Origin of the sequence: Chlorobium ferrooxidans DSM 13031, assembly GCF_000168715.1 — a bacterium.
Taxonomy (GTDB): domain Bacteria; phylum Bacteroidota; class Chlorobiia; order Chlorobiales; family Chlorobiaceae; genus Chlorobium; species Chlorobium ferrooxidans.
In genome coordinates this window covers 61,839-80,663 of sequence record NZ_AASE01000005.1, presented here as the reverse complement: position 1 = coordinate 80,663, position 18,825 = coordinate 61,839, and the positions used below count along the sequence as shown (strand labels likewise).

The 18,825-nt window shown below is 50.6% G+C and carries 18 protein-coding genes; 9 read left to right on the top strand and 9 right to left on the bottom strand.

The annotated features are described in order from the left end of the window. Positions 1 to 387 precede the first annotated feature (387 nt). The gene (locus CFERDRAFT_RS12320; protein ID WP_156777992.1) at positions 388 to 528 is read left to right on the top strand and encodes a hypothetical protein; all 141 of its coding nucleotides are present in this window, start codon (positions 388 to 390) and stop codon (positions 526 to 528) included. 12 nt (positions 529 to 540) lie between these two features. On the opposite strand, the gene CFERDRAFT_RS04430 is transcribed toward CFERDRAFT_RS12320, so the two are convergent. Together CFERDRAFT_RS04430 and CFERDRAFT_RS04425 are read right to left on the bottom strand one after the other, a co-directional pair. Continuing rightward, positions 541 to 2,373: a citrate/2-methylcitrate synthase gene (locus CFERDRAFT_RS04430; protein WP_006366012.1), complete on the bottom strand. Its 1,833-nt coding sequence runs from the start codon at positions 2,371 to 2,373 to the stop codon at positions 541 to 543. 59 nt (positions 2,374 to 2,432) lie between these two features. Next, positions 2,433 to 3,629 carry an ATP citrate lyase citrate-binding domain-containing protein gene (locus CFERDRAFT_RS04425; protein ID WP_006366011.1) on the bottom strand — a complete coding sequence of 399 codons (1,197 nt, stop codon included), beginning with the start codon at positions 3,627 to 3,629 and terminating at the stop codon, positions 2,433 to 2,435. A 131-nt stretch (positions 3,630 to 3,760) separates the two neighbouring features. On the opposite strand from CFERDRAFT_RS04425, the gene lgt reads away from it, so the two are divergent. Next, entirely contained in the window at positions 3,761 to 4,618 is an 858-nt protein-coding gene (gene lgt / locus CFERDRAFT_RS04420; RefSeq protein ID WP_006366009.1) for a prolipoprotein diacylglyceryl transferase, read from the top strand. Here lgt and CFERDRAFT_RS04415 read toward each other — a convergent pair. Genes CFERDRAFT_RS04415 through CFERDRAFT_RS04405 form a run of 3 tightly spaced genes read right to left on the bottom strand, consistent with a single transcriptional unit; the run spans position 4,601 to position 6,758 of the window. Further along, positions 4,601 to 5,386 (bottom strand): ABC transporter permease, encoded by a 786-nt coding sequence (locus CFERDRAFT_RS04415; RefSeq protein ID WP_006366010.1) that lies wholly within the window; start codon positions 5,384 to 5,386, stop codon positions 4,601 to 4,603. The genes lgt and CFERDRAFT_RS04415 overlap by 18 nt on opposite strands. Continuing rightward, complete coding sequence (locus CFERDRAFT_RS04410; protein WP_006366008.1) at positions 5,383 to 6,054, bottom strand: ABC transporter ATP-binding protein; 672 nt, start codon at positions 6,052 to 6,054, stop codon at positions 5,383 to 5,385. The genes CFERDRAFT_RS04415 and CFERDRAFT_RS04410 overlap by 4 nt, the downstream gene beginning before the upstream one ends. A 53-nt stretch (positions 6,055 to 6,107) precedes the next feature. After that, positions 6,108 to 6,758 carry a TMEM165/GDT1 family protein gene (locus CFERDRAFT_RS04405; protein WP_006366007.1) on the bottom strand — a complete coding sequence of 217 codons (651 nt, stop codon included), beginning with the start codon at positions 6,756 to 6,758 and terminating at the stop codon, positions 6,108 to 6,110. A 291-nt stretch (positions 6,759 to 7,049) separates the two neighbouring features. Here CFERDRAFT_RS04405 and CFERDRAFT_RS04400 point away from each other — a divergent pair, with 291 nt between their 5' ends. Both CFERDRAFT_RS04400 and CFERDRAFT_RS04395 read left to right on the top strand, forming a co-directional pair. After that, positions 7,050 to 7,685, top strand: a complete 636-nt coding sequence (locus CFERDRAFT_RS04400) for a GNAT family N-acetyltransferase (RefSeq protein ID WP_006366006.1) — start codon at positions 7,050 to 7,052, stop codon at positions 7,683 to 7,685. Continuing rightward, on the top strand, positions 7,682 to 8,749 hold the full coding sequence (locus CFERDRAFT_RS04395) for a CobW family GTP-binding protein (RefSeq protein WP_006366005.1): 1,068 nt from the start codon (positions 7,682 to 7,684) through the stop codon (positions 8,747 to 8,749). The genes CFERDRAFT_RS04400 and CFERDRAFT_RS04395 overlap by 4 nt, the downstream gene beginning before the upstream one ends. Before the next feature lie 123 nt (positions 8,750 to 8,872). On the opposite strand, the gene CFERDRAFT_RS04390 is transcribed toward CFERDRAFT_RS04395, so the two are convergent. From CFERDRAFT_RS04390 to CFERDRAFT_RS04375, 4 genes are all read right to left on the bottom strand, one after another. After that, positions 8,873 to 10,123, bottom strand: coding sequence for an ABC transporter permease (locus CFERDRAFT_RS04390; RefSeq protein ID WP_006366004.1), 1,251 nt, complete (start codon positions 10,121 to 10,123; stop codon positions 8,873 to 8,875). Between the two features lie 81 nt (positions 10,124 to 10,204). Continuing rightward, complete coding sequence (locus CFERDRAFT_RS04385; RefSeq protein WP_006366003.1) at positions 10,205 to 11,476, bottom strand: ABC transporter permease; 1,272 nt, start codon at positions 11,474 to 11,476, stop codon at positions 10,205 to 10,207. Further along, complete coding sequence (locus CFERDRAFT_RS04380; RefSeq protein ID WP_006366002.1) at positions 11,473 to 12,765, bottom strand: GGDEF domain-containing protein; 1,293 nt, start codon at positions 12,763 to 12,765, stop codon at positions 11,473 to 11,475. The genes CFERDRAFT_RS04385 and CFERDRAFT_RS04380 overlap by 4 nt, the downstream gene beginning before the upstream one ends. A gap of 150 nt (positions 12,766 to 12,915) precedes the next feature. Further along, the gene (locus CFERDRAFT_RS04375) at positions 12,916 to 13,815 is read right to left on the bottom strand and encodes a PstS family phosphate ABC transporter substrate-binding protein (protein WP_006366001.1); all 900 of its coding nucleotides are present in this window, start codon (positions 13,813 to 13,815) and stop codon (positions 12,916 to 12,918) included. 230 nt (positions 13,816 to 14,045) lie between these two features. On the opposite strand from CFERDRAFT_RS04375, the gene argC reads away from it, so the two are divergent. The 5 genes from argC (at position 14,046) to CFERDRAFT_RS04350 (ending at position 18,814) form a co-directional block, all read left to right on the top strand. Then, complete coding sequence (gene argC, locus CFERDRAFT_RS04370) at positions 14,046 to 15,077, top strand: N-acetyl-gamma-glutamyl-phosphate reductase (protein WP_006366000.1); 1,032 nt, start codon at positions 14,046 to 14,048, stop codon at positions 15,075 to 15,077. A 101-nt stretch (positions 15,078 to 15,178) separates the two neighbouring features. Beyond that, positions 15,179 to 16,384 carry a bifunctional glutamate N-acetyltransferase/amino-acid acetyltransferase ArgJ gene (gene argJ, locus CFERDRAFT_RS04365; protein ID WP_006365999.1) on the top strand — a complete coding sequence of 402 codons (1,206 nt, stop codon included), beginning with the start codon at positions 15,179 to 15,181 and terminating at the stop codon, positions 16,382 to 16,384. Between the two features lie 33 nt (positions 16,385 to 16,417). Next, positions 16,418 to 17,341: an acetylglutamate kinase gene (gene argB, locus CFERDRAFT_RS04360; RefSeq protein WP_006365998.1), complete on the top strand. Its 924-nt coding sequence runs from the start codon at positions 16,418 to 16,420 to the stop codon at positions 17,339 to 17,341. Then, positions 17,338 to 18,354 carry an ornithine carbamoyltransferase gene (argF, locus tag CFERDRAFT_RS04355; RefSeq protein ID WP_006365997.1) on the top strand — a complete coding sequence of 339 codons (1,017 nt, stop codon included), beginning with the start codon at positions 17,338 to 17,340 and terminating at the stop codon, positions 18,352 to 18,354. The genes argB and argF overlap by 4 nt, the downstream gene beginning before the upstream one ends. A gap of 13 nt (positions 18,355 to 18,367) precedes the next feature. Further along, positions 18,368 to 18,814, top strand: coding sequence for an arginine repressor (locus CFERDRAFT_RS04350; RefSeq protein WP_006365996.1), 447 nt, complete (start codon positions 18,368 to 18,370; stop codon positions 18,812 to 18,814). Positions 18,815 to 18,825: the final 11 nt, after the last annotated feature.

The following is an 18,825-nucleotide window of genomic DNA, read 5'->3' as shown; positions in this document are numbered from 1 at the left end:
GCCTACAGGCCGGGCCATCACTATTTCAGCACTTCTCCATCCCCCCGGGAGTGTCTCGACAGCAATAACTGTCTCAATATGAGGCATATTGCGACACAAATCAAGACACGTACAGGCATCAGCCCAAGGGATCAAAAGAAGATATTCTCCCTATTTTTCCCTGCCAGCCAACGAAACAACAAAAGCAAAAGTCCACCAGCATAAACCATATCTTACTTATCTATAGTTACTTAAAAATATTTCCAACAGGGATTTCACAGAAAACACCGTGAACACTTCAACAGTGCAGATCACTCGGGAAAATAAGCGTATTTGTCTCATACCTGTCTCATATTCGTCTCATGTATTCCGGATAAGAAGAGGGTTACCCGTGCATTACAATCGGGCATGAACGGTGAAGTGACCGTAAACAGGATGGCAAAAATAATAACGGGTAAAACGCAGAAAAGCGGAATCAGGGTTGATTCCGCTTTTCTGCGTTTTCAGAAGGCTTACTTCGCTTTCAGAATTGAACATCTCAACTCTTGACAACGAAGCGGCTTATTTTTTTTCCGGCACTTCGCGCTCTTCTTTTACTGCATAGTTAATCAGGTAATCGTAGAGTCTGATAAGACGTGAGTTCTGATTGTTCTGATCAATCCAGTGCCCGATCATACCGATTGTACGGGCAAGGACGAAGAAGCCGTTCAGTGAGTACTCCGGGAAATCAAGGTCAACAAGAATACAGCCGATGGTACCATCAACGTTGAGGATAAGATTATCCTTTTTAGCGGTGGTAACCTTCTCCACTTCGAGCGCATAGTCAAGACATGGAGTGTGCAGGGTTGTATGGTTTTTAACGTAGTCAACCAGATACTTAACCCTTTTGTCCGGATTCTTGAGGCTCTTAACCCTGTGGCCGATACCTGGAACCGGACCGACATTCTGCTTCATCCAGGAGAGGAAGCCGGAAATATCGTTGGGATACTCCTTGACGCCATACTTGAAATATTTACCGGCATTGGTCACGGCTCCGCCGAATCGGGGGCCGATCATGGTCATACCGGCCGATACAGCCTGAGGAAGATCAATTCCGGCACATGCGGCAATAATGGAACCGAATGCTCCGGAGACCGCCGGGCCGTGGTCGGCAGAGATCATGATGATACGCTTGATGATCTCCGACTCCTCTTTGGAGGGAAGTTTCTTGTTCCAGAGAAGACCGATAACATCCTCAATACCATACCCTTTCTCACAGAGTTCGGAAGCGGCATAACCGACATAACGGGGCTCTTCTCCACGATCATCGGAGATGGTGGTACGAATAAGCGGCTCAACGATAACCTCACCCTGCTTCATGACCTCCTGAACACTTGGAGGAAGTGCCGGAAGAAGTTTTTCATCGAGTTCCGGTTCCGGCTTGATCGCTCCGCTTGCAAGCAGCTCCTGATAGACCTGCTTGATGGCTTTGCTGAGTCCGCCGAACGTATCCGGCACAACAGCGCCGGCATCACGAAGTGCGTTCATTTTGGAGCGTGCAGAGCCAAGACCCTTCTTGCCCTCCTTGGCTCCTGCATGACCGAATTTCATACCCTGGGGAAGCACCTCCTGACAGGTTCCGCCGATTGCGGCAATAACCTTGATGCGGCGCACTTCAGCTCCGAGCCAATCTGCAGCCTCCTCTTCAAGCGTACCGCCGACTTCGCCGACAATAACAACCGCCTTGGTTTCTGGATCATTTTCAAACATCTCAAGGTAGGTGACAAAGTCCGTTCCCGGATAGGAGTCACCGCCGATTGCAACGGCTGTTGTGACACCGTTACCGTTCTGGGCGCAGAGCCACATCGCCTCGTTGGAGAGTCCGCCCGACTTTGTAATAACGCCGAAAGAACCAGAGCGATAGAGGTTACAAAGTTTCAGGTTTTTGTACTCGCCACCGATAACTCCGAGACGGCACTCGCCGGCAGAAAGGATACCGATTGAGGATGGGCCGTTGAAAATCTTGCCCGTCTCAAGCGCATACTTGCGCAGCCGTTTGGCATCTTTTTCCGGCACGCCTTCCGTGATCATGGAGACAAGCTTGATCCCTTTTGCATCAAGAGCCTCCTTGGCTGACTGATAAGCTCTCGATGAGCCGATATAGATCAGTGCTGTATTGATTTGAGGGTTTTCCTCAAGCGCCTGTTCAAGCGATGAATAGACGGTAACGTTATTGAGCTCACCACCGCGATATATCTCTTTCTGCTGGCCCTCTTCAGGCGGGTAGACAAAAGCCTGGACTGTCAAAGGCCGGTTGATCAGAAAGTCGAACTGGGCCATACGCCTGGCGGCATTCAATCCGGCAACACCGCCTATGATGACCGCTCGTGTTTCCTTATTTGCTAAAATGCTCACGATTCTTTCCGGTTAATAATTAGAAGTTTCTCTTTAGGCTTTCCTGCGGAAAGCACACCTTATGAATTCAGGGCAAGATCGACGATATCGGTCATCGGCATGCTGCGGTCGTAGACATGGATATCAAATCCCTCTTCCTGCAGCTTTTTGATGGCGGCAAGTCCCTGATTTTCATTCGGTCCGCCACGACGCACCCAGATTTTCACATTCTCAAGGTATCCTTTCGATTTGCTCTCACGGAACCCGTTGATGATACCGCTGAAGGTCGCCTTGACATCAGTGAAATTGGCAATTGCGCCGCCGACAATAATATGCTTGATATTCGGAAGCCTGCAGATAGTTTCAGTCAGAGCCTCTACTGCCCAGTCCGGCGGATCACCGGAGTATTCGGCATAATTGGCAATAGTGCCTCCTCTGGCCACAACTGCGTCGGAATAGAAAACCGAAGCGCCGCCACCGGCTGTCAGAAGGGCAACATCACCACCGGGAACCTCGACCAGCTTTACCGAGCCCTTGATACGGGCATCAATATCCATGATCTGCTGCTCGGCTTCAGTAAAGGGCCTGCCGATTTCAGAAACCGGCTTGAAATCCCAGTCAGCATGACGGAAACGGGCATCCCAGTCAACGTTCATGACCGCATCAAGAGCAGCAAAGCGCATATCACTTTTGCGAATGACCAGCGGATTGATCTCGATTGACTGCGAATCTTCATTATCAAAACAGAGAATAAGACGTGAAGCGATTTTTGCAACACGCTCGGCAACCTCTCCGGTAAAACCGGCCTGATGGGCAACTTCAGTAATCTCTTCGATAGTCGGGTTCTCATCAAGGGGAATGAAGAGTCGCTTGACAGTATCCCAGTTATCTTCGATGTCCACACCGCCCTTGTTGGAAAGGAGCAGCTCTGCTCCATCACGGTTACCTGCAATTGAGAGATAGTACTCTTCATCATGATCAAGCATTTCAGCAACAATGACCTGACGGATAACCGAAGTACCGATTTCACGGCCAATCATCTCCTGTGCTGCTTCAAGGGCCTGTTCAAGGTTGAGCCCAAGCTTTACCAGTCCAAGCTTGAACCTCCCGCCGATTGCTTCATGAGCTTTAACAACGAGTTTTGATTCTCTCAGCCATTTATTAGCTTCCCCAAGTTGGGCAAGGCGGTTGGGGTCCATGATCACAACATAATTTGGCACAGGAATGCCCCATTTGTTGAATAGTTTCATGGCTGGCCCTTCAAGTATCTTAGCCATACTTATCGGTATTTGTATGTTAATGGGTAGAAATACAGAAAATGCGCAAGATTAAAAGTTAACTATATTTTTTTTCGATCCAATAGACCCGGGACTTTTTTTACCTGAAATTCATTGAAACATTCAGCTTTATGAACGATTTATCACTCTGGTGGCAGAATCTTCCGGCACAGATGAACCCTGTGCTCTTCTCTTCGGGAAGTTTTGCCGTCCGCTGGTATGGCATGATGTATGTCATCGCCTTCGCAATAGTCTATCTGCTTACCCGATATCGTCTTGCAAGTGAAAAGCTTCCTTTCGACCGTTCCTTTGTCGGCGATGCCCTCACCTGGGCTATGGGAGGTGTTGTTTTAGGCGGACGACTGGGCTATATCCTGTTCTACGGGATGGACTCCTTTCTCTCAGATCCGCTCGGCACCGTAATCCCGTGGATTCCTGCACCCGGCGGATGCCGATTCACGGGCGTCACCGGGATGTCCTATCATGGAGGTGTGATCGGGGTTGTTCTTGCTCTCCTGCTTTTCAGCCGTTCACAGAAAACCGGTTTTTTCAAAACCTTTGATCTGCTCATTCCCGCTGTTCCGCTCGGCTACACCTTCGGGCGCATCGGAAACTTCATCAACGGAGAACTCTACGGACGGGTGACTGATGCCGCAGTGGGGATGTATTTCCCGCTTGCACCAACCTATGAACTGCGCCATCCATCACAGCTCTATGAAGCATTTTTTGAAGGCATCGTACTGTTTATCATACTCTGGCTGCTTCGAAAAAAATCTCCGTTTCCGGGGTTTCTCTCGGCCATCTATCTGTTCGGATATGGATTTTTCCGGTTTTTTATCGAATACTTCCGGGAGCCGGATGCACAGCTCGGCTTTGTACTCTTTAATTTTTCCATGGGACAGGTACTCTGCTTTTTCATGATGATTGCCGGTATCACCATCTATCTTGTCCAAAGAGAGGCTGCTGTGCGTTCAGCGGGGGGTCAGTAAGACCTCTTCCCCGCTTCCGAAACAACGGCGCCGGACTATGAGCATCACCACGACGGAGGTTACCGCCGTTGAACCCACCAGCATCAGCATAACAACAATCTGGTAGCGAATTGCAATAAGCGGGTCGGTTCCTGCCAGGATCTGGCCCGACATCATTCCGGGAATAAAAACAAGTCCGACCCCCATCATGGCATTGATGGATGGAATCATGCCTGCCCGGATCGCTTTTCTGAAAATATCATCGCTTGCTTCACGGTAATCTGCTCCAAGAGCGAGTTTCATCTCAACAAGCTCTCTCTCCTCACGAAGATCCCTGAACAGCCGTTCAAGAGCAATAGCCAGCGCCGACATGGAGTTTCCGATCACCATCCCTCCGGCAGGAATAAAATACCTTGGATCCCACCATGGGGTTATACCGACAATCAGCCCCGAAACAAAGAGTGCTGTCGCAAAATAGCTGATGAACATGGTCAGAAATGTCGGGATGATATAGGCGATCTGCGTCTCCTTCACCCGGCCCTTTACAATAAACAACGCAGAGACAACCATAACCACAAACACCGAAATCACCAGCCACAGGCTGGAGGATTTCAGGATAAACGTCAGCACATAGCCCATAAGAAAGAGCTGCGAAAAGGTACGGATGGTGCCTATGGTGATATCGCGGTTCAAACCGAGATGATAGATGAATGAACTTGCCTGGGCTATAAGGATAAAGAGCAGTGCCAGAAGCAGTTGAGCGGTCGAAATGTCAACAATCCGGTTCATGGCAGTAAATGGAGACGGTGTTGTTCAAGCATATAGTTCAGAGGTTGAACTTTTTCCGGTTTGTAGTCAGTGTGGGTGACCGTAATCAGGGTTTTCCCCTCCTCAACATTCAGATGCTCCATAAGGGCAAAGACCATTGAGGCGCTCTCCCGGTCAAGTGCGGAGGTCGGCTCATCAAGCAGCAGAAGAAGCGGCTCCTGCAACAGGGCTCTCATAATCGCCAGCCGCTGTTTCTGCCCCACAGAGAGTTTCAGCGCTGATTGATCGGGAGTTACCTCTTCGAGATAGAACTTCCGGAGCATTGCTCTCAGCTCATCACGGCGGGGAGGGGATTTGGATGCATTTGCAGCAAACGAAAAGGGCAAAAGCAGATTCTCCTCGACTGAAGCGTCAATCATCTGCGGAATCTGGGCCACATAGCTGATCAGGCTCCGGAGCTTTGCCGGGGCAACCGAGCTGATATCGCTCCCCTGAAAGAGAATAGTGCCTCCATCAGGACGGTTCAATCGGCAGATAAGACGCAGCAGTGTTGATTTTCCTGTTCCGGAAGCCCCCTTGACCAGAATAAAATCACCAGTCCGAACCGTGAGATCAAGAGCGTCAAAAACAGGGGATTGAGAGCCCTCATAACCAAAAGAGAGCTTCCTGATTTCAAGCAGTGGATTCATTGTTGCTGTCGGAAATCTGCAATTTGGCTCAATAGACACACCCCATTCATGAATTATGCAACCACATCAGCCGGTTTACGCAAAAAGAGGTAACCGGTGATCGCGATAAGCAGAGCTGATAACGCCCAGATAATGAGGCTGAACCGTGAACCGCCATCGAACATATTGATAATGCCGAAGAGAAAAAAGATGACCGCAGCCCCGATTTTGATGATGTGTTCCGGAAGCCGTGTCCCGAGCATTTTTCCTATTATAATAGCGAGACCATCGGAAATAACCATTCCGATCGTGGATCCGAGCCAGACAGGAATAAAGGGATTCGTGGAAGCAAGCGTAATGGTGGAGAGCATGGTTTTGTCACCGAGCTCCGCCATGAAAAATGTAGAGAACACCAGCCAGAAGGGGTTAATACCCGTTTTGCAGCTCTTCTCATCATCATCGAGCGTATCGCCTTTGAGGGTCCAGAAGCCGAATACGATAAAAGCAATTCCGGCAAGAAATTTAATCCAGTCAACCGGCAGACTCCCGCCAATAAACCAGCCGATTCCAGCGGAAAAAACATGAACGGCAAGAGTCGCCCAGAAAATACCCCAGAGCACCACACCGGTCTTATAGCAGGTTGCCAGAGTCAGGGCAACAAGCTGGGTTTTATCGCCAAGCTCGGCCAGAAAGATCATAACAAGCGAAAGCCAGAACGCGTCCATTTGAACTATACTATCGGTTACCGGTTACCAACACAACGCTTCCTCACCAGGCAATGCTGTTGTGCTCTCTGTATAAAAGAAAAAACAAGTATAGGGCAATCTGTGAGGAACTACAAGTTTTAAGCGCGCGCTCCGAATTTTCATACCATTATTTCCTGATCCTCCACTTGCCTGATAGTGGACAAACGGATAAATTCAGCTTACTATTTTCTCTGCGCGATGAATTATCCTGAAATTATCCGTTAACAATCTGCGAAACCGCATAGTCATCAACCCCTATCAGTCAACAATATGCCAGAAATAAGGACAGCTTCGGCGAGCGATATTGCGGCATGCACAACACTGCTTGGGCTCCTCTTCAGCCAGGAGAAAGAGTTTGCGCCCGACAGCGAAGCGCAGTCGAGAGGGCTCGCCATGATCATAGAAAATCCCGGCATGGGCCGGATATTTGTCTGTGAAATTGATGGAGAGATTCAGGCTATGGTACTGCTGCTCTTTACCGTCAGCACCTTTCTCGGCAAAAAAGTCGCACTCCTTGAGGATATGATTGTTGCCCCGGCATGGCGCACAAGGGGCATCGGATCCCTCCTCGTCGAACATGCCATCGGGTTTGCCCGAAAGGAGGGATTCGGGCGCATTACGCTACTGACCGACAGCGATAACGAACATGCGCAACAATTCTACCGATCAAAAGGGTTTTCCCGGTCAGAAATGGTCGTATTCAGAAAAGTGCTTGCGGGTGAAACATCCATAAAGTCAGGTGAAACTGATACCTGGATGTGCCGGGAGTGCGGCTGGCTCTATGATCCGAAAGAGGGCGACAGTGAAAACAACATCAAAAAAGGAACCTCGTTTGAACGGCTCTTTTCCGATTGGTGCTGCCCTGTCTGTTTTGCCTCCAAATCGGATTTTGATCTGTTTTCATGAACGCCCCTGCCCGGTCGTACGGAAAATTCCATCACATCCCGACCACAATAATTACCGGATTCCTTGGTGCAGGAAAAACAACCGCAATCAACCATCTGCTCAATCATAAGCCATCTAAAGAGCGCTGGGCGGTGCTTGTCAACGAGTTCGGCCAGGTCGGTGTTGATGCCTCCCTTCTCTCCCCCCGGAGAGAGGTCTCCATCCGGGAAATTTCCGGCGGGTGTCTCTGCTGTACGGCAGGGGCCTCTTTTGAAGCTGCACTGAATCGCCTTATCCGTGACACCAGCCCCCAAAGAATACTTATTGAACCAACAGGGATAGGTCACCCGCTGAAAATCATCCGCACCCTTTGCTCCGGCTACTTCCAGGAGGTGCTTGACCTGAAAGCAACCATCTGTCTTGTTGATGCCCGAAAACTTGGTGATGTACGCTACCGAGAACACCCCTCGTTCCAGGATCAGCTCAACCTTGCCGATCTGCTGATTGCAAGCAAGGCTGACTGTTACACCGCACGTGACAGGACGGCATTCCTGAATCTCGCCGCATCCGCTGAACCGCCCAAAGCAATGGTCGCTGAAATTTCGTTCGGCCAGCTCGATCCCCTGCTGCTCGATTACCCGCGAAATAGGTCCCGTTCAGCCGGGTTCCCCGATGCCCATACCAGAAAAAACGAACCGTCAGCTTCAGCCGTCAGCCAAAACAAAGAACCGGAAACAGCGGAGCCGGTTCGCCCTGACTCATGGACTCTTCATGAAGGTTCGGGATCGGGCTATTCGACAGGGAGCTGGCTGATCGGTAGCGGTTACCGTTTCCGCCAAACCGCCCTTGCCGCCCTCCTCAACACGCTTCCTTTTGAACGCGTTAAAGGGGTCATGCAGTGCCGGGACGGATGGATGAGCATCAATGGCGGTGAAGGTCAGTTCACCCTGTCATCCGGCGCTCCCCTCAACAGCTCCCGCCTTGAAATCATGGACCCGGCACCGCTCCACACCGACGAAATTGACCGCCAGCTTCGCGATACACTCTGCCTGAGTGGAGATGAAAGAGGAGATTTTGAATGCTGAATTTTGGATTGATGCAGGGGCAAACCTGCGTGTCTGCCCTGCTGAACAGCGGGTGCCGGTTTTCTCTTAGTCGCTGTTGTCCTTGCTGTCCCTGAAGTCCTTTCAGGGCGCCCTTGGCGCCCATCAGTTGGTCTTCAAATCAAGCGAATGACTCGTCGCAATCATCGCAGCCTTGCGTGCAGGATAAAGGCTTACGGCAATACAGAGCAGAATCGCCAGGATGGCAACCGCAATAAAATCATTGAGCTGCATACTGACCGGGTAGGCATCAATGATAAAGGCACTTCTTGAGGGGAGTTTTACAATACCGAAAAGCTCCTGAAGGGTGCAGATGCTCCAGGCAATGCATGCCCCGGCAGCAGTTCCGATCACGCCGGTCATGGCACCCTGAATAATAAATATTGCCATGAACTGCGGTTTTTCGAGCCCCAGACATCGCAGGTAGAAGAGCTCCCGCTGTTTGTCAATGGCGGTCATGGCAAGCGCTCCGGTCAGACTGAGTGAGGCCACAAGGATGATGAGCATCAGCACTCCGAAACTCACCCACTTTTCAAGCTTCATGACCGCAAAAACAGAGCTGTATTTCTCATCAAGGCTCCTGATTCTGCAATTCGTTTTAACAGGGCTGCGAGCCAGCCACGATCTCAGGCTTCTGATAAACGTTTCGTTTGAAACCCCCTCCCCTGCCCTGATATCAACTCCTGAACAGAGTCCGTTGCCAAGCAGCAGAACTCTCTGTGCGAACCGCTCAGAGGTGAGCACATAGCGGTCGTCAAATATTTTCTGCAGGGAAAAAAGTGACGATACGGTGGCTTCCGGAATAGTGAGTACCGGCATCATGTAGGGCTGCGAAAGTGATTCAAGTCCGAAAGAGATCAACTCGGGGCTGAAAATCTTCACCTGACTGAATGCATAGAGATCGGTACGGTAGGCCAGAAGCTCACCAACCGCAATCGTCTCACCGGAAAAGAACGGGTTGGCTGCATGGGTCTGACTGACAAGACGGCGATGTGCTTTATCGCTGAGACCCTTGATGATCACCAGTTCACTTTTATCACGGGTAGCCATAATTGCCTCTCCTTCTGCAAACCGTTCAGCAGAACCGACACCCTCAACAGCCCTTATGGAGTTGAGCAGTGAGTCAGAAACAGCAAAAGATCGTCCCTTGAGTGGAACAAGCTGAGCCGGACTGTCGATGGTAATAAAGAGATCACGCGCAAGTTTTTGAAATCCGTTCAGAACACTCATGACCACAAGCAGGGTGCTGACGCCGATGACAATACCGGCAAGGCTGATTGCCGAAATGACATTGATAATTCTGAACCGTTTGCGGGCAAAGCTGAAGCGGCGCGCTATCCATAATCCAGTTTTCATACAAGCATCAATATCAATAAAATTTATGGTTTCCTGTTGCTTGTCGTGAGCGGTTTGAGAGCAAGGCAACACAGTATCCCATCAGGTGCTCAGAGCTGTACCCGGTTTCAGTGACGCCGCAATCCGGGCAGGAATAAAGGCAAAGAGAAGCGTCAGTATCATGACCGCAATAGAGACCGCCGCATAATCAAAAGGATCAATCAGGAGAGGAACATACTTGATAAAATAGCTTTTCTCCGGAAGGGTGATGAGATGAAAGCGGAGCTCGAAAAGCGAAAGGGAGAGCGCAAGGATATTGCCTGCCGCAATCCCGGAGAGCGCAATGAGAAATGCCTGTGACATAAAGAGACGGCTGATTTTGGCCGGTTCGAGGCCAAGAGCACTGAGCATCCCGATCTCCCTTGTTTTTTCAATAATCAGAACAAGCAGGGTGGAGATGATGTTGAAAACCGCCACGATGGTGATGGTGACAATCAGCATCGGCATGATGTTTTTCTGGAGCTTCAGCCATTCAAAAAGATTTGAATATCGCTGAAAAACCGTATAGCCGTAAAACGGGAGTCCGAGCGTGGCAACTATCTCCTTAACCGTATCGGGAAGTTTGTTGAAATGCTCCACATTGGCATCATAACCGCTGATCATCAACGGATTGAAGCGCGCCTGCATCTGCTTCAGATCGGTAATGACCACAAAATCATCAAAACCCTCCTGGAGGCCCGTATCGTAAATACCCCGTATAACGCCAATTTCCAGATCAAGTGATGAGAGGAGGTCAACAACGCTTTTGTTGCCCGTAATGAGTCTGGCCCCTGTCGAGTCACGGCCAAGTCCGACAAGCATAACTTTTTGTCCGACAGTGAGACCAAGATGTTCTGCCAGCGGCTCACCTGCATAGAGCTCTATTGCCTCACTTTCAGCCGTCATAGCAGGGCTTCCCTCCTTGAGAAACCGGGTCAGAAAGATCGTTCGCTGCTCAGGAGTGACACCCTTTACAACGACCGGCTTGCTTCCGTAGGTATCGCCGGTGCTGCCTCTCCGGCTCCTGAGTACAAAACTTTTTTCAAGAAAGGGTGCGGCAGATGTCACATCGGGGTGTTGGGTGATACGCAGAAGATCCTGGCGCCGCTCCTGAAAAAGACGATCATCAGGATATCGGATCTGCAAATGGGCGCTAAAACTGATCAGTTTCTGCTCAACGCTGCCGGCAAAGCCCTTGACAATGGAGAGGGTAAGAATCAGGGCGGCCGTTCCAACCGCAATACCGATCACCGCGACCATGATGATAAAGGTCGGTCTGGAAGCTGAACGCTGTTTGAAGGCAAACCTTCTTGCAATATAGAGCTGCGGCTTCATCCCTCTGTGGTTGAGTCGGCATTCATGGAGGCAAAGGTAACTACATTATTTCTTCCGCAAGATTTTGCCTTATAGAGTGCCCGGTCGGCATTGTTGATAAGGGTATACCAGTCAGCCGCGTCCCCAGGAAATGTTGCAATTCCTATACTGACCGTAAGCTGCCCTTCCGGCTGATGCTGTTCATGGGGAAATGGTTCGATACTGATAAGTTTTCTAAGACGTTCGGCAATCTCGCGTGCGGTATCGGAATCTGTTTTGGGAAAGAGCACGGCAAACTCCTCTCCTCCGAAGCGTGAGGGTACATCGGTGGCCCGGCATTGACTGCTGATGAGTTCTGCAAGAATTTCCAGCACATGATCACCGGCAATATGACCGTGAGCATCATTGTATCGCTTGAAATGATCAATATCTATCATGGCAAGCGATACCTTGCTCTCAAGGCTTTTTGCCCGCTCAACCTCCGTAATAAGACGGTCCTTGAAATGACGGTAGTTGTAGAGATTTGTTTTTTCATCACGGATATGCAGTTCATCAAGCTTTTTGTTTTTTGCCTCGATGTCACCGCAAAAGCTCATGATCGACTCGGTAATCTGGGTGATATCACTTGATGGTTCGGTTTCCGTAAGCTCCTTTTTCATCTCTTCGGCTGTATCGTGTATACTTTCCGGAATATTACGATTGATCAGCTTCAGTTGTGAGGCCAGTTGAGCAAGAGGAATGAGGGTCTGACGATAGTTGTTATGCAGCAGCCAGCCGGCCGTGATACTGAGCGTGAGCAGGATGGCAAGAATAAAAAAAAGAAAGAAGTGATTGATGTCAACAAGTTTGTCGGCTGCACCCCTTGTCTCCAGATCGACTTTCTGAATGGTGTTGTCAAGCTCAAAGCGAAAGAGTTCAAGATTTTCGAGGGCAAGCAGTGCGGGGCTGTTCTGTCGGGCCGCGTGAAGTACGGGAAGCGAGTTCAATCCGGCGTCCTTCATCTCAACAGCAAGCTTGTCGTACATGAAAAGCAGCACTCCTGCCGGCTCTTCCGGCTTTCCGGGAAGCTCTTCGATATTGGATAAATTGGCTCCAGGGTGGTGACGGTTGAACTCAAATTCAATGAGTTTGCCCCTGAACGCGATGAGATCAAGATAACAAGCCTGTTTTTTTTCAACATTCTCATGCAGATTACTCTGCATGACAAGCAATCCTACGGTTCCGGCAAGAACAAGCAGGATACTGATGATTCCGGTAACAACAATAGCCTTCAGGGTGGCAAATTTTTTGACTGCAGATACTTCCGTCATACGGGCACCTCTATAACTTGTCGTGAGCGGTTTGTGTGCGAGGCGGAAGGAGCGCTGAAACCGGAATGTACACGGAGTACTTGAGGATTTCGAGCACCGCCCAAAGAAGCAATTGAATCGCGGAATAAAGTAATAGAGATGCCCATACCGTTATTTAAGAATAATAGTCCTCTCAAGCAGCTTGAAGGGAACAAGAGCGCTCCGTTCAAATACGGTCTGGCCACTGCTGGAGAGCCAGGAGCCGAACCCCGTTGCAAGTACGTTACCGGGATAATATACATAGTAAACAGTCGTAACAAGAGGGTAGCTGCCGTCGAAGATATTTTGACGGGTTGGAAGGAATGCTTTTCCGCCTGCACGTTCAGAAACAAGAGGAACCACCCTGACAAGGTTACGCTCCGCATCGGAAATCGTCCCGGCATTGAGTGCTGACCGAAACAGCACACCAACGGCACTCCTGTCGGCACCAACCCTCCTGATCAGTTCACCGTCACTTCTGCATGCCCAGGCACGGAGATCCTCTCTCTTTTTCCCGATTTTCCCGGCTAAGAGAGTCTCAAGACGATAATCATCCGCCCTGATAAGCGGGGTTGTTTCACTCCCCTTCCGTGAAAACATAACCGACAGCTCCTTCAGCGAAAGAGTGGCAACCCGATTATTGCTGTTGACGATGCAGACGAGTGCGTCCCGCCCGACAGGTTCACGCCGCAGCGGACGGTTGAGTGATGCGACAAGCGAATCCTCTTGCGGCTGAAGCTCACCACTGATCAGGGCTGCCCCGGCTTTATGATCAAGGAGAGACATCAGGGTCTTTCCGGAAGCGGCCGGAACAATGGTGATCCGGGAGTCCGGATAGTGCCGGCTGAACACCTCTCCCTGAATATCGGCAACACCCTGAAGCTGGCGGTCAACGGAGACAATCAATACGCCACTCCGGGCGGTTTCAGCAGCAGACCGCTCCCGGCAGCCGCCCAGCATGAGCAGTACTAAGAGCAGCGAAAGTGGCGGGAGAAGCTGTTTATATGCTTTTGTGACTCGTTTTTTATTCATTGCTATTCATTTTCGGATGTCCGGATGAGAGCAGAACGGGTAAAATAACCTTTAAAATAAATAAAATAAAGATGTTGACATAAAGTTCAGCACGGCTGTTTCACTCATGGAAAAAAATATTTTCACGCTTGATAATCGGGTAAAAAAGGTTAATATTTCCGCATTAATGGATATTTATTCATCGCCGGTAATTTTCACTGATCCCCTGTTAACCGAATACTCCCTACATAATGCCACAGTTGTCGGATAGTGCAAAAAAACATACCGTGTCGGTAATCGGAGCATCCGGCTATTCCGGTGCTGAACTGACCCGGCTGCTGCTTCATCATCCAAACGTCGAGCTGCAAGAGCTGTATGCTTTTTCGCAGGCAGGAAAACAGGTTACCGACCTCTACCCTTCACTCTCCTGCAACAAAAGCTACCTGCCCTACAGCGGTCAAATGGAGAGCGACATCTACTTTCTTGCACTTCCCCACGGTGAAGCGCTTGCCCACGTTCCGGCACTCCTGAGAGCCGGAAAAACCGTCATTGACCTCTCCGGTGATTTCAGGCTGAAAAACACACTGGAACATGAACAGTTTTACAAGCAGAAAAAATCCCCGGATGCCGTCATGACCTATGGTCTGCCTGAACTCTTCAAAGATCAGATAGTGAAGGGGAACTCGATCAGCAATCCCGGATGTTTTGCCACAAGCATCATTCTGGGTCTTGCACCACTCTTTCTTGGAGGCAGCACTCCTATACCGCTCAGTGCGGTCAACTGCACCTCCGTTTCCGGCATTTCCGGAGCAGGAAGAAGCAGCAAAACAGAGCTCTCCTACTCGGAAATGAGTGAAAACGTCAGGGCATACAAGGTCGGAGTCCATCAGCACACCCCGGAGATCATGCAGGCACTCGGCAGCTCCGCCACCACGCCCTCTTTTGACTTTACCTTTACGCCAATGATCGGCTCTCTGGTCAGGGGAATATACAGTATCCTGAATATCCGGCTTGAACGTCCTGAAAAAATTGAAACACTGAACGGTATCTACCAGAGCTTTTACCGGAACGCCCCGTTTGTGCGGGTGAGGGAGAGCATGACGGAGGTGCGCCATGTCGCTTATACCAATTATTGCGATATCCATATTGCGCAGGCAACCCGGTCCGGTTCCGTGGTCATAGTTACGGCCATTGACAATCTCCTGAAAGGCGCCGCCGGGCAGGCTGTACAAAACATGAATATCATGCTCGGTCTTGATGAAACGACCGGCCTCTTATTATAACTCTTTAACTCTTTCAGACAGCTGTGCAGAAACGTCAAAAAGCACTTCAGATAGTTCACAAACTCTCGGCATCAACATCCTGGCCGGAATCGGTTACCCCGATGCCGGGAGAGATGGCGGGTGGGGTCGGATTCTGGCCGGAAGGCTTCTCTTCAGGTGCGGTTTGTGCCGGAATAAAATACGACCGCAACGACATGATACTGCTCGCCGCTGATGCACCCGCAAATGCTGCGGCGGTCTTCACGACGAATCTCTGCTGCGCTGCACCGGTAACGCTCTGCAGAACACACCTGAAGCAGGCATCATCATCCATTCGCGCTATTGTCTGCAACAGCGGCAATGCCAACGCAGCCACAGGCGAACAGGGGATGCAGGATGCCCGGGCCATGGCCGGAGCGGTTGCGGCTGAACTTGCCGTCAAGCCTGAAGAGGTACTTGTAGCCTCCACAGGGGTTATCGGCCAGCTCCTTCCGATGGAGAGGGTTCTTTGCGGCATTTCCGATCTATCCTCAAAACTCGATCGAAATTCCGGCATTGCGGCTGCGGAGGCAATCATGACCACCGATACCTTCCCGAAATTTTTCTCTCTTGACGTGAAGGTTTCAGGCGGCACGCTCCGGCTCAGCGGCATAGCCAAGGGCTCCGGCATGATCGCCCCGAACATGGCTACCATGCTTGCGTTTCTCTGTACTGATGCCGCCATTTCGCCCTCACTCCTGCAGCATGCACTCGAAGGAGCAAACCGGAAAAGTTTCAACGCCATTACCGTTGACGGCGACACCAGCACCAACGACATGGCGGCAATTCTTGCGAGCGGTACCGGCCCTGAAATCAGGGCGGAAAGCCGCGATTACGAGCTCTTCTCTGAGGCACTTGAAGCACTGATGACCTTTCTTGCCAAGCTCATTGTCATTGACGGCGAGGGGGCAACAAAATTTGTGGAAATAACGGTTACTGGCGCTACGGACAACCACGACGCCGAACTTGCCGCAAGAACCGTTGCCGAATCGAGTCTGGTTAAAACCGCCATTCACGGCGAAGATGCCAACTGGGGAAGAATCATTGCCGCAGCAGGACGCTCGGGGGCATGCTTCAACCAGGATGATCTTGAACTCTCTTTCGACAGCCTGACGGTGCTGAAACCGGGATTCATCGCTGATTTTTCAGAGGAGGAGGCTTCTGCAATCATGGCAAAGGACGCCTTCACCATAACCCTGCGGCTCGGAGACGGACCGGGGCATGCAACCATGTGGAGCTGTGATTTGAGCAAAGAGTATGTCGATATAAACGGCAGCTACAGAAGCTGACAATACGTTAACCTTTAACAGCAATTGTCCTTGATGGAGAACCTACAGAACAGCGAGCCGAAATCGCCAAGAAAAGCCCCGAAAGCCGCTATAGGCCAGGTACTTATTGAAGCTCTGCCCTATATCCGGCAGTTTGAAGGCAAGACCTTTGTGATTAAATACGGCGGATCTGCCATGAAGGATGCCTCTTTGAAGAACAGTGTGGCACAGAATGTCACCCTGCTCCGCAAGGTCGGCATCAATATTGTACTGGTGCATGGCGGAGGTGACGCAATCACGAAAACCGCAGAAAAACTCGGACACAACTCCCGTTTTCTGCATGGCCGGAGGGTAACCGACAGGGAGATGATCTCGGTTATTCAGATGACGCTTGCCGGAAAGGTCAATCAGGATATTGTTCAGCTCCTCAGCCAGCACGGCGGCAAGGCCGTCGGAGTCAGCGGTCTGGATGCCGACACCATCAAGGCGGTCCCCCATCAGAATGCCGATACCCTCGGGCTTGTCGGAGAGGTTGTGCATATCAATACCGACTATATCGATCTGCTCTGCCATGCCGGACTCATCCCGGTCATTGCACCGATCGGCTTCGATGATACGGGCAACATCTACAATATCAATGCTGATGATGCCGCCAGCAGTATAGCCATTGCTCTCAAGGCTGAAAAGCTGATCTACGTCAGCGATGTGGAGGGAATTCATGTAGGCGAGAGAATTCTGAAAACCATTTGCAAAACAGAAGCGGCCGATTTTATTGAACAGGGTATCATATCCGGCGGCATGATTCCGAAAGTGCTCTCGGCATTCAAGACACTTGACTCAGGAGTTGGAAAAATCCATCTCATTGACGGAAAATCAACCCATTCGCTCCTGCTTGAAATATTCACCCATGAAGGGGTCGGCACCCAGTTTATTGCCGATCAGGAGAGTGATCAATCCTTAAACAGCCAATCCCGATGACTTTTGTAAAAAACAATAACGTGCCAGCCAAACGAGATTTCCTCGGATTTGCACCGCTTGATGCATCCCGGATTATCGAGCTGTTCGACTACTCGCTCTTCATCAAGAAAAAGAGAGCTGAAAAGCCATCCGTTTCAGGTTTCCAGCCGCTGCGCGACAAGACGGTTGCCATGATCTTCAACAAGCCCTCCCTGAGAACCAGGGTCTCCTTTGAGCTTGGCATTCATGAACTTGGCGGGTATGCCATAAATCTCGACGGCCGTTCAATCGGTGTTGGATCGCGGGAGTCCGTTGAGGATATTGCACTCCTGCTCTCACGCTACAACGACGCCATCGTTGCGCGCCTGCACGAGCACAGCATCATTGAGGAGATGGCCGAGCACGCCTCGATTCCGGTTATCAATGCCCTGACCGACCTCTCCCACCCCTGCCAGATTCTGGCCGATGCCTTTACCCTTTATGAGAAGGGGCTCTGGAATGACGGCATAAAGGTTGTCTTTGTCGGAGACGGCAACAATGTCGCCAACTCATGGATTGAGCTGGCCGGTCTCCTCCCCTTTCATTTTGTGCTCACCTGCCCTGAAGGGTACCTTCCCGATCAGGGAATTCTTGAAACGGCAAGAGCAAAGGGAATCAGCAAAATTGAAATCATGCATGACCCGAACGAGGCGGCAGCCAACGCCGATGTGCTCTATACCGATGTCTGGACAAGCATGGGCCAGGAGGAGGAGGCCAAAGAGCGCCTGAAGATATTCAGCCCCTATCAGATCAACAGCTCACTGCTCAGCAGAGCAAAACCAGCCGCGGTCGTCATGCACTGCATGCCGGCTCACCGTGGTCAGGAGATCAGTGCTGAGGTGATGGACGGACCGCACTCCATTATTATTGATGAAGCTGAAAACCGGCTTCATGTGCAGAAAGCGCTTCTCGTAAAACTGCTCAACCATGAAGAGTACAGAAAATTTCATCTGACCCACCGGCTGCTCAATGCCGCAAAAAAAATCAAGGCATGAAGGAGCTTAAGGAATGAACAAACATGCCAGACAGATGAAAATCATGGAGATTCTGCAGCAGCATCAGGTTGGAAATCAGCATGAGCTGCTCGAACTGCTCCACAACAGCGGAATGGCTGTTGCCCAGGCAACCCTTTCGCGAGACTGCGCCGAACTGGGCCTTGTGCGTTCACGCACAAACAGCGGTTACCGGATGGCACTGCCGGATGATAACGCCGGACGCATTATCAAGGGGCTGGTCGGAGTTGAGGTGCTTGCCGTAAAAGCCAATGAAACAGCCATCATCATCAGAACCCTGCCGGGCAGGGCGCACGGGGTAGGCTCCTATCTCGATCAGCTTAAAAACCCGCTCATCATCGGCACCATTGCCGGAGATGATACGGTTCTCGTTATTCCTGCTTCCGTAGAGAATATTTCGGAAGTGATCGCCTATATTCAAAACAACCTTTTCAAACACTGATAACACAACAA

Excerpts from the sequence above, each read along its gene's own strand:
- CFERDRAFT_RS12320 (WP_156777992.1), top strand. The coding sequence starts at position 388 with ATGAACGGTGAAGTGACCGTAAACAGGATGGCAAAAATAATAACGGGT.
- CFERDRAFT_RS04425 (WP_006366011.1), bottom strand. The coding sequence starts at position 3,629 with ATGGCTAAGATACTTGAAGGGCCAGCCATGAAACTATTCAACAAATGG.
- lgt (WP_006366009.1), top strand. The coding sequence starts at position 3,761 with ATGAACGATTTATCACTCTGGTGGCAGAATCTTCCGGCACAGATGAAC.
- CFERDRAFT_RS04415 (WP_006366010.1), bottom strand. The coding sequence starts at position 5,386 with ATGAACCGGATTGTTGACATTTCGACCGCTCAACTGCTTCTGGCACTG.
- CFERDRAFT_RS04410 (WP_006366008.1), bottom strand. The coding sequence starts at position 6,054 with ATGAATCCACTGCTTGAAATCAGGAAGCTCTCTTTTGGTTATGAGGGC.
- CFERDRAFT_RS04405 (WP_006366007.1), bottom strand. The coding sequence starts at position 6,758 with ATGGACGCGTTCTGGCTTTCGCTTGTTATGATCTTTCTGGCCGAGCTT.
- CFERDRAFT_RS04400 (WP_006366006.1), top strand. The coding sequence starts at position 7,050 with ATGCCAGAAATAAGGACAGCTTCGGCGAGCGATATTGCGGCATGCACA.
- CFERDRAFT_RS04395 (WP_006366005.1), top strand. The coding sequence starts at position 7,682 with ATGAACGCCCCTGCCCGGTCGTACGGAAAATTCCATCACATCCCGACC.
- CFERDRAFT_RS04390 (WP_006366004.1), bottom strand. The coding sequence starts at position 10,123 with ATGAAAACTGGATTATGGATAGCGCGCCGCTTCAGCTTTGCCCGCAAA.
- CFERDRAFT_RS04385 (WP_006366003.1), bottom strand. The coding sequence starts at position 11,476 with ATGAAGCCGCAGCTCTATATTGCAAGAAGGTTTGCCTTCAAACAGCGT.
- CFERDRAFT_RS04380 (WP_006366002.1), bottom strand. The coding sequence starts at position 12,765 with ATGACGGAAGTATCTGCAGTCAAAAAATTTGCCACCCTGAAGGCTATT.
- CFERDRAFT_RS04375 (WP_006366001.1), bottom strand. The coding sequence starts at position 13,815 with ATGAATAAAAAACGAGTCACAAAAGCATATAAACAGCTTCTCCCGCCA.
- argC (WP_006366000.1), top strand. The coding sequence starts at position 14,046 with ATGCCACAGTTGTCGGATAGTGCAAAAAAACATACCGTGTCGGTAATC.
- argJ (WP_006365999.1), top strand. The coding sequence starts at position 15,179 with ATGCCGGGAGAGATGGCGGGTGGGGTCGGATTCTGGCCGGAAGGCTTC.
- argB (WP_006365998.1), top strand. The coding sequence starts at position 16,418 with ATGGAGAACCTACAGAACAGCGAGCCGAAATCGCCAAGAAAAGCCCCG.
- argF (WP_006365997.1), top strand. The coding sequence starts at position 17,338 with ATGACTTTTGTAAAAAACAATAACGTGCCAGCCAAACGAGATTTCCTC.
- CFERDRAFT_RS04350 (WP_006365996.1), top strand. The coding sequence starts at position 18,368 with ATGAACAAACATGCCAGACAGATGAAAATCATGGAGATTCTGCAGCAG.